This is a genomic window from Psychroserpens ponticola (assembly GCF_023556315.2).
Lineage (GTDB): Bacteria > Bacteroidota > Bacteroidia > Flavobacteriales > Flavobacteriaceae > Psychroserpens > Psychroserpens ponticola.
Genome location: NZ_CP116221.1, coordinates 3,950,415 through 3,964,561 on the forward strand (window position 1 = coordinate 3,950,415; position 14,147 = coordinate 3,964,561).

The following is a 14,147-nucleotide window of genomic DNA, read 5'->3' on the forward strand; positions in this document are numbered from 1 at the left end:
GCTTCGGATTTTTTAATTAGTTATTCTAATCTTTATTAATTAAAATCGGCATCAGTAACGCCTTCATTAAACTTAACCTCTGTTGAGTTTAAAATAATAACTTGTGGTCCTGCGGTTATTTTCTGAGTATGAGGTATCATTACTCCATTAATATCTTGGTAATCAGAAAAATCAAAAGTAGTAGTGATGCTTTGGCCTTGTTGTTCGCTAGTTGATTCTGTGCGAACTAAGTAACCCGTTTCTACATCATAGTATCTACTTGACACATCGTCTCCTTTAGTCACTATAATCTTATAAGCATCTTTACCTTCAACAGTTGAAATCGTCTCCAATTTCATATTAGCAACATCAAGGTATAATTCTGTAAATAAACCTTTTTCAGCTTTCTTGTTTGAAAGTTCATCTTCAGTCATTGGTATTTTCATTCCTTGTTGTTCTTTGTAACCAGTTGCACCATCAAACTTTTCTTTCATAACTGTTCCCATACCTTCTATAATCATTTCCATAGATTCCTTATTAGGAGCCATAGCTTTTATAACAGCTTTAGGTTTGTAAGGAGCACCAACAATAGTTACATCTGCATTATTTAATAATGTTTTGATGTTTTGTAATTTGTCTTTTCCTCCAACTGCGCTTAAGTAACTAGCAATAACAGTTTCAGCTGTTACTCCAGAAGGGATTGGCTTAGAGAATACTGGCTTATCAACAGCATTTGCATATTTATCGTAATATTTAATAGGAATTCCTGTTTTTTCAAGGTTTTCTAAAACTTCACTTCCTTTACCTATAACTACGATTCTAGCATTTTCAGCTTTCATGTATTTGTTTGCTACACGTTTTACATCGTCTGCAGTAACTGCATTAATTTTTTGTAAATATGTCGTATAGAAATTTTTCGGCAAGTTATTTAACTTAATATTTAAAGCATAACGTGCTACGGTTTGTGGATCTTCTAATCCCATGATAAAATTACCAACGTATTTTGCTTTTGCATCTTTAAGCGTTTGAGATTCTACAGTCTCAGTCTTAATACGGTTAATTTCTTTCATGGTTTCAACTACAGCACTGTCTGTAACCATGTTTCTCACTTTTGCACCTGCACTAAAACTTCCAGCACCATATCTATTAGCTCTTAATCTTGAATAAGCACCATAAGTATATCCTTTGTCTTCACGTAAGTTTTTAAACAAATAACCAGAAAAACCAGATCCTAAAATGTCATTTGTAATAAGTGCTGCATGAAAATCTTCATCATTCATTTTTAAATCAACACTATTCTTAACTGAAATACTTGATTGAGATGCATTTGGTAAATCCACAAAATTAATTTGGGTGTATTGGGCATTTGGATTAACTGCAGGAACTGTAGTTGACACATCGATAGACTTTTCCCAATCACTAAAATATTTCTTAACCTGTTTTCTAACAGTACTTAAATCAACATCTCCAATAATTACTAAATAAGCATTATTAGGGTTGAAGTGTTTTTCATAAAATGCAACGGCATCACCAAAAGTGACATTATTAATTGTTTCTTCAGTAACAAATTCTCCATAAGGATGTTTTGCACCATATAATAAAGCATCACCAACACGATCACCAATAGCATCGATATCTTTTTCTTCAGTTTTTAAACCTTCAATAAATCTTTCTTTTTCCTTGTTAAATTCTTCTTCAGTTAACAAAGGATTGATAGCAGCATCTGCCATTAATTCTAATATTCTTTCCGAATATTTTGAAAGTGATCTCGCAAAACCACCATTAATACCTAGGTTTAAATTGGCACCTAAAAAATCTATTTCTTCATTAAAATCGTCCTTAGTAATAGTTGTAGTTCCATTTCCTAACATCGATCCTATAAGACTTTCAATACCAGCTTTTGCTCCTGTCGAAAATGGCTTGTTATCAATATTTAAAGAATACGTAACTCTTGGCAGTTTATGGTTTTCAACAACAAGAACTTTTAATCCATTTTTTAGTTCAAATTCACTAGGGACTTCTAAAGTAATTGACGGTTCTGGTCCTGGTTTTGGCTGAATTGATCTATCTAACTGTGCATTTACACTAACTACTGACATTAAGAACAGTAAAATAAATGCTGATAATTTCGTTTTCATATTATATATAGTTTTCATCTTATTGTTCATCTGTTTGAGGTAAGTATTCAATTTCAACACGTTGATTTGGACTTAAATATTTTTTAGCAGCAGCCTGAATGTCTTCTCTTGTAATAGATCTGTATATTTCAATTTCTTTATTGATTAAATTTACATCACCATATAAAAGGTAGTACTTTGCGAGTGATTCTGCAATACCTTCAATACCAGAGTTTGCATTTACAAATTGATTTTCAAATTGATTGATTAGTTTTTGGTGATCACGTTCAGTAATTAATTCGGTTTGCATTTTAGTTACCTCTTCATCAATTTCAGTTAATAAAGTCTCTAAACCAACTTCACCTAATGGAAGTGCAAACATGGCAAATATGTTATAATCCATTTGTGGAATATTTACGGCCTGAACAGCTAATGCTTGTTTTTGGTTATCAACTAATTTCTTATAAAGTACAGAGCTTTTCCCTCCACTTAAATATGAAGAAATCATATCTAAAATATAAGCATCTCTTGTTCCAAATCCAGGTGTTCTGTAAGCTGCAAGTATCGCTGGAATTTGAATGTTTTTATCGTAAGCCTTCGCTTTTTCTGTAACAGTAATTGGTTGCTCTTTACTGAAATTTCTAACCACTTCAGATCCTCTTTTAACTTCATTAAAGTATTTCTTTACTAAGTCTTTAGTTTCACCAGAATCAATATCACCAGCTACTATTAAAACAGCATTATTTGGACTGTAATAATCTTTAAAATAGGTGTTAAATTCCTCTAGAGTAGAAGCGTCTAAGTCTTCCATAAAGCCAATATTTGGGTTTTTATAAGGGTGTACTTTAAAAAGATTCTTTCCTAAAGTTTCAAAGATTTTACCGTAAGGTGATTCATAACGTTGTCGCTTTTCTTCTTTAACAACTTCGTTTTGTGTATCAACACCAACTTGATCAATTACAGGATGTAACATACGTTCAGATTCTAACCAAAGCCCTAATTCTAATTTATTAGAAGGAAAGATGTCATAATAATAGGTTCTGTCTTGTGACGTGTTTGCATTTAATCTTCCGCCATTTGCTAGAACTATGTTTGCAAATTCTCCACGTCCAATATTTTCTGTTCCTTCAAATAAAAGGTGCTCAAAAAAGTGAGCAAATCCTGTTCGAGGTGCTTCAGCAGTTCCTCCTGCATCTTTTCCTCCAACATTATACATAACGGATGTGATAACTACTGGAGCAGTGTTATCTTGATGAAGAATAACATGTAATCCATTGTCTAGATCAAATTCTTCAAATTTAACTTCTTGTGCAGATGTAGCAAATATTGCAAGTACAAAAGCAGCTAAAGTAAATAAGCCTTTTTTCATTGTGAGTTTGTTTTAAATTAGTTTTACGAGTTGTAAGTGTTCTTATAACGTGAAATGTTACAATGTTTTACAAAAATAATGATTAACTATTCTTTTTTAGTGGTTCTGATTCTAAAAAAATCTTAAAATTCATATAATAGTCATTTTTTTTATGAATTTTTAATGGCTTCAATTCAAATAAACTATAATATTCCTCAATTTGTTTAAATCGTTTGTAAATTAATTAATTAGGATGTATATTTGCACCCGCTTTCTGAAGAGAAAGTACACATTTTGAATAAAATAATTAATAAAAACGTTACGCTATGTACGCAATTGTAGAGATAGCAGGGCATCAATTTAAAGTTGAAAAAGACCAAAAAGTTTTTGTTAACCGTTTAGCAACAGAAGAAGGTAAGAAAGTTTCTTTCGATAATGTTCTTTTAATAGGCGATGGTAACAATGTAACTTTAGGCGCCCCAGCTATAGACGGAGCACAAGTAAGTGCAAAAGTCTTAAAGCACCTTAAAGGTGATAAAGTAATAGTCTTCAAAAAGAAAAGAAGAAAAGGTTACCGTGTTAAAAATGGACACAGACAATCTTTATCTGAAATCGTAATTGAAAGTATTGTTGCTTCAGGAGCAAAAAAAGCAACTCCAGCAAAAGCTGAGAAAGCTGCTCCGAAAAAAGAAACTAAAAAAGCTGAACCAAAAGTAGAAGCAAAAGCTGCTGCTCCAAAAACTGAAGCTAAGAAATCAACTGGAAAAGCTGACGATTTAAAGAAAATCGAAGGTATTGGACCAAAGATTGCATCAACATTAGTTGAAGCAGGAATCGCAACTTATGCGGATTTAGCTAAAGCAGATTCTGCAAAAATTTCAGAAATCATCGCAGATGTTCGTGGAAACCACGTAACAGATACTTGGCCAGCACAAGCTCAATTAGCTGCTGATGGTAAGTGGGATGAGTTAAAGAAATGGCAAGACGAATTAGACGGTGGAAAAGCGTAAGCTAACCACTTAAGTATAACAATATAAAACCTTAATACAATGGCTCATAAAAAAGGAGTAGGTAGTTCTAAAAATGGTAGAGAATCAGAATCGAAACGCTTAGGTGTTAAGATATTTGGTGGTCAAGCTGCATTAGCTGGTAACATCATCGTTAGACAAAGAGGTAATACACATCATCCTGGTGAAAATGTGTATGGTGGAAAAGATCACACTTTACATGCTAAAGTTGATGGTTTAGTGAAATTCACAAAGAAAAGAGACAATAAGTCTTACGTTTCTATTGAGCCTTTTGAAGCTTAATTGAGTTTTATCTCACAATATTAAAAACCCATTCTAATTTAGAATGGGTTTTTTTGTTTTATTCAATAAATTAAAAATGTCTATTGTCATTCAGAAGGCTTTGAATGATATCTAGACTATTATATTATCTCCATCTTCTTTAACAGAAAGCTCGCATTCATATTTTGGCAAATTCCTTTTTTGAATTTATAATCAAAGTAGAGCTCGTCGTTTACAATTTCAGCATTAAAATAATAGTTTTCTACATCGTCTAATTCTTCAGAAATTTTACATAGACTTAAATCATGTGTGGCAATAATTCCAGTCGCGTTTCCTGCAACTAATTTTTCGACAAACTTTCTTGAGCCAATGGCTTTATCAGTGCTGTTAGTGCCTTTTAAAATTTCATCTAGAATGATAAAATAAGGTTCTTTTTCAATGGCATCAACAATGAATTTTAAGCGTGTTAATTCTGAAAAGAAATAACTACTATCATCGGTTAATGAATCGCTTGTACGCATGCTTGTAATGAGTTTCACAGGAGAATAAGAACTTGATGTAGCACAAACAGGTAATCCTACATTTGCCATCATAATATGTAAAGAAATTGTTCTTAGAAATGTGCTTTTACCAGCCATATTTGCTCCAGTCACAATAAAGAATTGCTGATTTTTGATAGAGACATCACTATTGATGCGTTTGGTTTTATCTAGTAATGGATGGCCTAAATTTTTTGAATTTATGGTTATTTGATTTTTTGAAATTTTTGGAAATACATGATCTTGATGATTGAAAGCATAATTCCCTAAACTATTATAAGCATCGAAAAAGGAAACCACTTCAAACCAATCTTCAACTTTGTGTCCATACTTAGAAATCCATTGCTCCACCTTATAAGCGTTTTTAATATCTGAAAGCAAATAACCGTTTCCGAAAATTGCTCCAATAAGATTGTTGCGATTGTCTAAAGCATCTAAGTGTTTTGAAAATTCAGAAAAAATTGCTGACGCTTTTTTGCCTTCAGATTGAATTTGTTTTTGCTTTTCCTGAAGAAGTTTTGATGTAAAACGTTCATTTTCTATTTGAAGTAATAAAGACGCATATTGTCTAAAGGTGTCTTTAGCTTTATCTGAATTTACAGCTAAAACATTAATTTTTTTCAAATATAACCCTGTCAATCCTAATCCAACAAACAACCAATACCCAAAGTATGTAATATCTAAGATGTTAAGGATCGATAAGATTAATAAGGTTACTGAGATTATTGTAAATAGCCATGGTAACAATTTCATGTATTTTGGAATGAAACCTTTATGGTTTTTTAACCAATTGATAATTTTTAATGCTGGAGTTTCAGTTTTTATTAAGCTTCCTGTAGCTGAATACAATTGCGTCCATTCTGTTTTTTCAGATAACTCCTTAATTGCGTCTTGTCGTTCTTCAATGTTAGAGGTATTATTTGTTTTTAGGGCATTTGAAAGTTCGTGTTGACCTTCCGAAGAAATTGTTCTATTAATAAATTGAAAAAAAGATCCTTTTCCAAAGAGATCAATATCTAAACTGTAAAAGTGTTTTGGATCTTGAAATTGTAAGCCTGTATCTCTATGATGAAAATCACCAGAAGCAATTTTTAATTCTTCAGCATTGATATGAACCAATGCTTTATGGAGTTCGCGTTTTGCTTTTATGTTTGTATACTTTGAAAGTAAATATATAAAACTTGTTAAACCTAACACTCCAATAGCTAATGCTAATTGCCAGTTGGAAAAGGTAACATATATTGCTATTCCAGTAAGTGCAAATATTAATATACGCAATGAACTGAGTATTAAAAGGCTTTTTTTATGTGAAGCGACTTCTGTTTTATATGTCTCTAGTTCTTGGTTATAGAATGTTATGGGATCAATCATGATTAATTTTATGTAGTAAAGAAACAAAAAATCTCAAGATTGCTCTTGAGATTTCGTTTGTATATAATTTGAGTTTTAAACTATTTTAGATTATCCCTTTAGACTTGCTTTTAAATATTCTCTATTCATACGAGCAATATTTTCAAGAGAAATGCCTTTAGGACATTCTACTTCGCAAGCTCCAGTATTAGTACAGTTCCCAAACCCTTCTTCGTCCATTTGTTTTACCATGTTTAACACACGATCTGTAGCTTCAACTTGTCCTTGTGGTAATAATGCAAATTGAGATACTTTCGCACCAACAAATAACATTGCAGATGAGTTTTTACAACTCGCAACACAAGCACCACAACCAATACAAGTTGCAGCTTCAAACGCTGTATCTGCGTCGTGTTTGTTAATCGGAATTGCATTCGCATCAATCGTGTTTCCAGAGGTGTTCACAGAAATAAATCCTCCAGCATGTTGAATACGATCAAAAGAAGTTCTATCGACAATTAAATCTTTTATTACAGGAAATGCAGTTGCTCTAAATGGCTCAATCGTAATCGTATCACCATCTTTAAACATACGCATGTGTAATTGACAAGTCGTTATTCCTCTATCTGGACCATGTGCTTCACCGTTAATGTATAAAGAACACATGCCGCAAATACCTTCACGACAATCATGATCAAAAGCAACTGGCTCTTCATCTTTATTTACGAGTTGTTCGTTTAGTACGTCTAACATTTCAAGAAAAGACATATCTGGCGAAATATCACTGACTTTATAATCAACCATACTTCCTTTATCACTTGCGTTTTTTTGACGCCAAATTTTAAGTGTTAAATTCATATTCATAGCTTTCCTTATTTATAACTTCTTTGTTTCAATTCAATATCTTTAAACTCTAACTGCTCTTTGTGCAACACAGCATCACTAGGTTCACCTTTATATTCCCAAGCAGAAACATAAGCAAAGTTTTCATCGTCACGTTTTGCTTCTCCTTTTTGTTCACCATCTAATTCTACAGCATCTTCTCTAAAGTGTCCACCACAAGATTCTTCTCTATCTAAAGCATCTTTTGCGAATAGTTCTCCTAATTCTAAGAAATCTGCAACACGACCAGCTTTTGCTAATTCTTCGTTGTATTCTTCATTAGTTCCAGGAACTTTAACATCTTTCCAGAATTCTGCCCGAAGTTCTTTAATTTCAGAAATAGCTTCGGTTAAACCTTTAACGTTACGAGCCATTCCGACTTTATTCCACATGATTTTTCCTAATTTCTTATGGAAATAATCTACAGAGTGTTTTCCTTCATTAGTAACGAAGAAATTTAAAGTCTTTCTAACTTCATTTTCAGCATCTTCAAACTCTTTAGAATCTGTTGGAATTGTACCTGTACGAATATCATCAGATAAATAATCTCCAATGGTATAAGGTAATACAAAATAACCATCTGCCAATCCTTGCATTAAAGCCGAAGCTCCAAGTCTGTTTGCACCATGATCAGAAAAATTAGCTTCACCAATACAGTATAAACCAGGAACCGTTGTCATTAAATTATAATCTACCCAAATTCCACCCATTGTATAGTGAACAGCTGGATAAATCATCATTGGAGTATTGTATGGATCTTGATCTACAATCTTCTCATACATTTGGAATAAGTTTCCGTATTTATTTTTGATAACTTCTTGTCCTAATGTCTTAACAAGAGCTGCGTCATTTTCATCTAAACCTTTTACATGTGCAGTTTCTTTTCCATAACGTTGAATTGCAGAAGCAAAATCTAAGAATACAGCTTCACCAGTTGCATTTACACCAAAACCAGCATCACAACGTTCTTTTGCAGCACGAGAAGCAACATCACGAGGCACTAAGTTTCCGAAGGCTGGATAACGACGTTCTAAATAGTAATCGCGATCAGCTTCAGCTAAATCTTTAGGCATTAAAGTTCTATTACGAATAGCCTCAACGTCTTTCATGTGTTTTGGCACCCAAATTCGTCCATCATTACGTAGAGACTCAGACATCAATGTTAATTTAGACTGATGATCTCCAGAAACAGGAATACAAGTTGGGTGAATTTGTGTGTAACAAGGATTTGCAAAGTAAGCACCACGTTTGTGAGCTTTCCAAGCAGCTGTTACATTAGATCCCATTGCATTAGTTGATAAAAAGAAGACGTTACCATAACCACCAGTTCCTAAAATCACAGCATGTGCTGAATGTCTTTCAATTTCTCCAGTGATTAAATTACGCGTTATGATTCCACGAGCTTTTCCACCAACTTTAACAACGTCTAACATTTCGTGACGGTTGTACATTTTGATTTTTCCACGACCAATCTGGCGATTCATTGCAGAATATGCTCCTAATAATAATTGTTGACCAGTTTGTCCTGCAGCATAAAATGTTCTTGATACAAGAACACCACCAAACGAACGGTTATCTAATAACCCACCATATTCACGAGCAAAAGGAACACCTTGAGCAACACATTGGTCAATAATATTTGCTGAAACTTCAGCTAAGCGATATACGTTAGCTTCACGAGAACGATAATCACCACCTTTTACAGTGTCGTAAAATAATCTATAAGTTGAATCGCCATCACCTTGGTAGTTTTTTGCTGCATTGATTCCACCTTGAGCTGCAATTGAATGTGCTCGTCTTGGCGAATCTTGAAAACAAAATGCTTTTACATTGTAGCCAAGTTCTGCTAAAGTAGCAGCAGCAGAACCACCAGCTAAACCAGTACCAACAACAATAACATCAATGTTACGCTTGTTAGCAGGATTTACTAAGTCGATGTGATTTTTATAATTTGTCCACTTATCCGCAATTGGACCTTGTGGTATTTTAGAATCTAAAGCCATACAAGCTGTTTTTTAGTGTCCTGTTAAATGATGAAATAATGCAATGAAAATGAATCCTAATGGAATACCTATTGCAAAAATCTTACTGAACGTTTTTAATCCTTTAGTGTATTTATTATTTGCTCCAACAGATTGAAATGCTGAATTAAAACCATGTAATAAATGTAATGCTAAGAATACGAATGCGATAATGTAAGCTCCTACACGAAGCGGACTATGAAATTTTTCTACTAATTCATGAAAATATCTGTATTCACCATTGTGCAAACCAGACATGTCGCCAACGATGTATTTTGTGTTGATTTCTGGAATCCAAAAATCAATAAAGTGAAGCACTATAAAGGCTAAAATTGCTAAACCACTCCAAATCATATTTCTACTCATCCAAGAGGAGTTCGCAGCTCCATTATTTTTAGCATAATTAATTTGTCTTGCTTTGTTGTTTTTAATTTCGAGAACAAAACCCATTACGAAGTGAAAAATCACGCCAAAAATCAATACAGGTTGTAGGATGTACTGAATGGCCCAAAACGTTCCCATAAAGTGAGATACCTCATTAAAAGCATTTGCACTAAACACAGAAAGAATATTGATTGCAAAGTGTTGAAGTAAGAAAAACATAAGGAAGAGTGCCGAAAGTGCCATGGCAAATTTTCTTCCAATCGACGAATTTAAAATTCCGCTCATTATAATTGTAGTTAATTATTTGTCTAACAAAGATAAGATTCATTGTGTTGTACAACAAATTTTAGCTACAATTTTGATAATTTAGAATGGGTTTAATTAGAAACCATTGGAATTAAACCACGAAGTCCCATGTCTACAACTTGTTCTCCCGCTTCTGGTTCATATTTTCCATCTGCATTTACTTCGGTCCATTCAAAACTATTATTGATTGAAAATGATAATGTTACAGTAATATCTTGTGTTTCATTTCCAGTGATGGCTAATCCGTTTTCAAATTCACCAGTTACAATACATGATCCTTGCGGAATTGGAGATGAGTTAAATAGTGGATTTGGAACTGTTGTAGCACCTGCTGGAGCTTGTCCTTGTGTGGTGATTTCTTGAGATTCAAAAGCCCAAAAGCCTTGTACTTTATTGTTATTAATATCAAAAGTGCTTCCGTTGAGATCAAAAGAAGTGATATAAGAATTGTAACCAACAAAGCTAGCTAAGGTTCCAGTATAATCTTGTCCATTTACCAATAGATCAATATTACCTTCTTGATATGCTAAAGAGACTCTAACCCATTCGTAGTTTCCTGTAGCAATTTCACTTAACGGAATCGTTAAAAATGTTTCATTATCTCCTGCGAAAACAGCATTTTGAAAATCGATAGCAAGAGCTCCTCCAGCAGTTGTTTCATCGCCTTCAAAAATAATTTCACCAGTTCCTAAAGCAGTTGTTTCCATTTGAGCAAATTCAATATAATTGGCACTCATGCGATTAATACTAGGTGATTGTGCGGCATTTCCAGTAACAACAGAAACAGGTTGACCAAGATTACCTAAACGTTCTTGATTAGGGTCAAATTTTAGTTTAATAACCAAGTTAGGTTCTGTTGGGTCAAGTCTTAAGTTGTCATCATTGTCTTCACTGCATGACATCACTAATCCACAGATTAAAAGGATGCTAAGTTTAATGTATTTCATTGATTTAGAGTTTTTAGTATAACTTTAAAGTATTAGCTTTATTTTATTTCAAAGTTAGTTTTTACATTGTTGATTTGAAATGTATATATGCCTTTAGGTAAATAATACAGATCATTTTTAGCTTTTTCTATTTCTATGGATGTATTTTCTTTAAGTAAAGCTTTTCGTCCTTTTTCGGTTAATGATAAATTATAATTTACATAATTAAATCCTTTGTCAGCAGTTACTTTCAACTCATTGAGAAGCGTTCCTTTTTCAGATAAAACTTTTACCGTTTTTTCTTCTGAAGTATTAGCATAAAAAGCCAATTCAATTTCAGGTTCATTGGTGTCGTACCATTTTCCCCAAGAACTTCCCCATCGCGAAGAATGTCTTACATCATCTACTTTAAAAAGTGTAATTTCATCTGATAATATATTAGAATTCATTAATTGAAGTGCTGAAATATCAGTTTTATAAATACTTCTTCCGTGAGTTCCTAATAAAAGATCTTTAGCTTCTGGTTGTATTACAATATCATGAATTGCAACATTTGGCAATCCCTTACTGAAAACTTCCCAATTTTTTCCTTGATTAAAAGAGATGTAAGCGCCATTATCTGTTCCTAGATAAAGGATATTTTCATTTTCAGTATCTTCTTTAACCACATTTACTGGAGACGCAGGAATGTTAGCGCTAATGTCTTTCCAAGTTTGCCCATAATCATTACTCATATAGATATAGACTTTAAAATCATCTGAACGATACCCATTTAAACTTACGTAAACACGTTCTTTTTTATGTTTTGATGCGATGACGCGACTCACCCAAAGGTTTTTTGGTAAATTATTAGAAATGTTAGTCCAATGGCTACCTGAATTCTTAGTAACATGAATTAATCCGTCATCACTTCCTGTATAAATCAATCCAAACTGAAAAGGAGATTCACTTATTGAAGTTAAGGTTCCGTAAGCCACATTTCCTTTTTTTCCACCATTGGTTAAATCCTCACTAATGGCTTCCCAATCATCACCTTGATTCATGGAGCGCATGAGTTTATTTCCACCTAAATATAAAATATCTTGATTGTGAGGTGATAAAAAAATGGGTGTTTGCCAATTAAAACGATATGGATTTTCACCTAACTCATGTTTAGGTTGAATGTATGCGTCTTCTTCAGTTTCGAGATTAAGTCGGTAATAATTTCCAAATTGATAGCCTGTATACACAATGTTATGATCTCTATTGTCAATTTGAATTTGCATGCCATCACCTCCCATTATACCTTTCCATGGGTATTGACCTCTTTGGTGCCAGCTTTTATCTTCTCTTGCGTTATTAGCGCCAACCCAAACACCATTGTCTTGTAAACCACCATACACATTATATGGCTTTTCATTATCAACGTTAATCGCATAAAATTGACCAACAGAAGGTGAATTGTTTTTGATCCAATTTTCACCATCATCATAACTAATGTTTACACCTCCATCATTTCCATTGATGAGGTGGTTTGGGTTTTTAGGGTTGATCCAAAGTGCATGATGATCTGCATGAACATTTTCAGCACTAATAGAAGTGAACGTTTTCCCACCATCTTTAGATTTCACAATAGGAACGCCATAAATGTAAATATGATCTTCATTATTTGGAGCGACATAAATATGACCAAAATAATAGCCATAACTATAGTAAATATCGTCTAGATAATCATCGTGTGTTTTCTTCCATGTTGTTCCTCCATCTGTGCTTTTATAAACTTCTGTTCCAATAACAGGTGTGTCAAACAATATAGAATTTGCATTTTCAATATATTTAGCAAGGTCAATCGGTTTTACATTTCCGCTACGTACCATTTGCTTTACATTTTCAGATCTATATTTTTCCTGAAAGCCATTTGTTTTTAAATAGTCGTTCAGTTTTTTATCATCTAAAGCTAAGAATGCTTTAGTCGTCATACTTTTAAAATCATTTTTTGTTAACCTATTTGAGGTTTCCTTATTGTCTTCGGAAGGTCTACGAAATTGACTATCATGTACAGCATAAACGATATCATCATTATAAATGGCTAAGCCAATTCTGCCAACACCATTTCCAGTTGGAAAGCCGCTTTTTTCAGTAGATACTTTAATCCAAGTATTTCCAGCATCAGTACTTTTGTATATGGCAGAATTATTTCCACTTCCGCTAAAATTCCAAGCTTTTCGATCTTTAGTCCAAGACGATGCAAACATGAGATTGAAATTATTAGGATTGGTTTGCACATCAATAATACCACTCATATCATCTATAAATAATTTTTGCGACCATGTTTTTCCGCCATCCATTGTTTTGTAAATGCCTCGTTCTTGGTTTGGAGAATATAAATGTCCAGTAACTCCAATGACAACTTCATCAGGATTGTTTGGATTGATAAGAATTCGGCCAATATGATGAGAATCTACTAAGCCCATATTTTGCCAATTTTTTCCGTTATCAGTAGATTTTAAAATTCCAATTCCAGCATAACTCGATCTTGAACTGTTATTTTCACCTGTACCAACCCAAATGGTTCTACTTTTCCAATCGACTGCTATGTCGCCAACATTTTGTGTGTTTGACGTATCAAGAATAGGTGTAAAGGTTGTTCCGTTATTTATAGTATGCCAAACACCTCCAGAAGCATATCCAACATAAAACTCTGTTGGGTTTTCTGGATTTACAGCGAGATCAACAACACGACCACTCATAATTGTTGGTCCAATATTTTCAAAGAAAACATTTTTTACCAGTGACGTTTTGGAGAGGTTTTCTTTTTGATCTAGTATTTTAATAATAGGATCAGATGATGTAGATGTTTGTTGTGCTGTAGAAATAAAAACACAGATAAGTGCAATGATTGATAAAAATTTAGAATACGACATGTTGGTTAGAATTTTTGAGCTATGAAATTACTGCTTTTTTGAATAAAACAGTAATTCCTAGTTGTATTTAACGCTTTACAAATAGGTATGAGGCACTTACAAT

General features: G+C 33.2%; 10 protein-coding genes. 2 read left to right on the forward strand and 8 right to left on the reverse strand.

Features of this window, described 5'->3' with window-relative positions; all coding sequences use genetic code 11:
• Window positions 1–35 precede the first annotated feature (35 nt).
• Together MUN68_RS17395 and MUN68_RS17400 are read right to left on the reverse strand one after the other, a co-directional pair.
• Window positions 36–2,117: an insulinase family protein gene (locus tag MUN68_RS17395; protein ID WP_249996993.1), complete on the reverse strand. Its 2,082-nt coding sequence runs from the start codon at window positions 2,115–2,117 to the stop codon at window positions 36–38.
• Window positions 2,118–2,136: 19 nt separating this feature from the next.
• Window positions 2,137–3,465, reverse strand: a complete 1,329-nt coding sequence (locus MUN68_RS17400) for a M16 family metallopeptidase (RefSeq protein WP_249996994.1) — start codon at window positions 3,463–3,465, stop codon at window positions 2,137–2,139.
• Between the two features lie 305 nt (window positions 3,466–3,770).
• On the opposite strand from MUN68_RS17400, the gene rplU reads away from it, so the two are divergent.
• Both rplU and rpmA read left to right on the forward strand, forming a co-directional pair.
• A complete protein-coding gene (gene rplU, locus MUN68_RS17405) occupies window positions 3,771–4,454 on the forward strand; it encodes a 50S ribosomal protein L21 (RefSeq protein WP_249996995.1) in 684 nt (227 codons plus the stop codon).
• Between the two features lie 39 nt (window positions 4,455–4,493).
• Window positions 4,494–4,754 (forward strand): 50S ribosomal protein L27, encoded by a 261-nt coding sequence (gene rpmA / locus MUN68_RS17410; RefSeq protein ID WP_249996996.1) that lies wholly within the window; start codon window positions 4,494–4,496, stop codon window positions 4,752–4,754.
• Between the two features lie 119 nt (window positions 4,755–4,873).
• Here rpmA and MUN68_RS17415 read toward each other — a convergent pair whose 3' ends face one another.
• The 6 genes from MUN68_RS17415 to MUN68_RS17440 form a co-directional block, all read right to left on the reverse strand.
• Complete coding sequence (locus MUN68_RS17415) at window positions 4,874–6,643, reverse strand: MutS-related protein (RefSeq protein ID WP_249996997.1); 1,770 nt, start codon at window positions 6,641–6,643, stop codon at window positions 4,874–4,876.
• Window positions 6,644–6,733: 90 nt separating this feature from the next.
• Window positions 6,734–7,480 carry a succinate dehydrogenase/fumarate reductase iron-sulfur subunit gene (locus MUN68_RS17420; protein WP_249996999.1) on the reverse strand — a complete coding sequence of 249 codons (747 nt, stop codon included), beginning with the start codon at window positions 7,478–7,480 and terminating at the stop codon, window positions 6,734–6,736.
• Window positions 7,481–7,494: 14 nt separating this feature from the next.
• Window positions 7,495–9,507: a fumarate reductase/succinate dehydrogenase flavoprotein subunit gene (locus MUN68_RS17425; protein WP_249997000.1), complete on the reverse strand. Its 2,013-nt coding sequence runs from the start codon at window positions 9,505–9,507 to the stop codon at window positions 7,495–7,497.
• Between the two features lie 12 nt (window positions 9,508–9,519).
• Complete coding sequence (locus MUN68_RS17430; RefSeq protein ID WP_249997001.1) at window positions 9,520–10,194, reverse strand: succinate dehydrogenase cytochrome b subunit; 675 nt, start codon at window positions 10,192–10,194, stop codon at window positions 9,520–9,522.
• Between the two features lie 92 nt (window positions 10,195–10,286).
• Window positions 10,287–11,162, reverse strand: coding sequence for a hypothetical protein (locus tag MUN68_RS17435; protein WP_249997002.1), 876 nt, complete (start codon window positions 11,160–11,162; stop codon window positions 10,287–10,289).
• Between the two features lie 38 nt (window positions 11,163–11,200).
• The gene (locus MUN68_RS17440; protein ID WP_249997003.1) at window positions 11,201–14,044 is read right to left on the reverse strand and encodes a WD40/YVTN/BNR-like repeat-containing protein; all 2,844 of its coding nucleotides are present in this window, start codon (window positions 14,042–14,044) and stop codon (window positions 11,201–11,203) included.
• Window positions 14,045–14,147 lie beyond the last annotated feature (103 nt).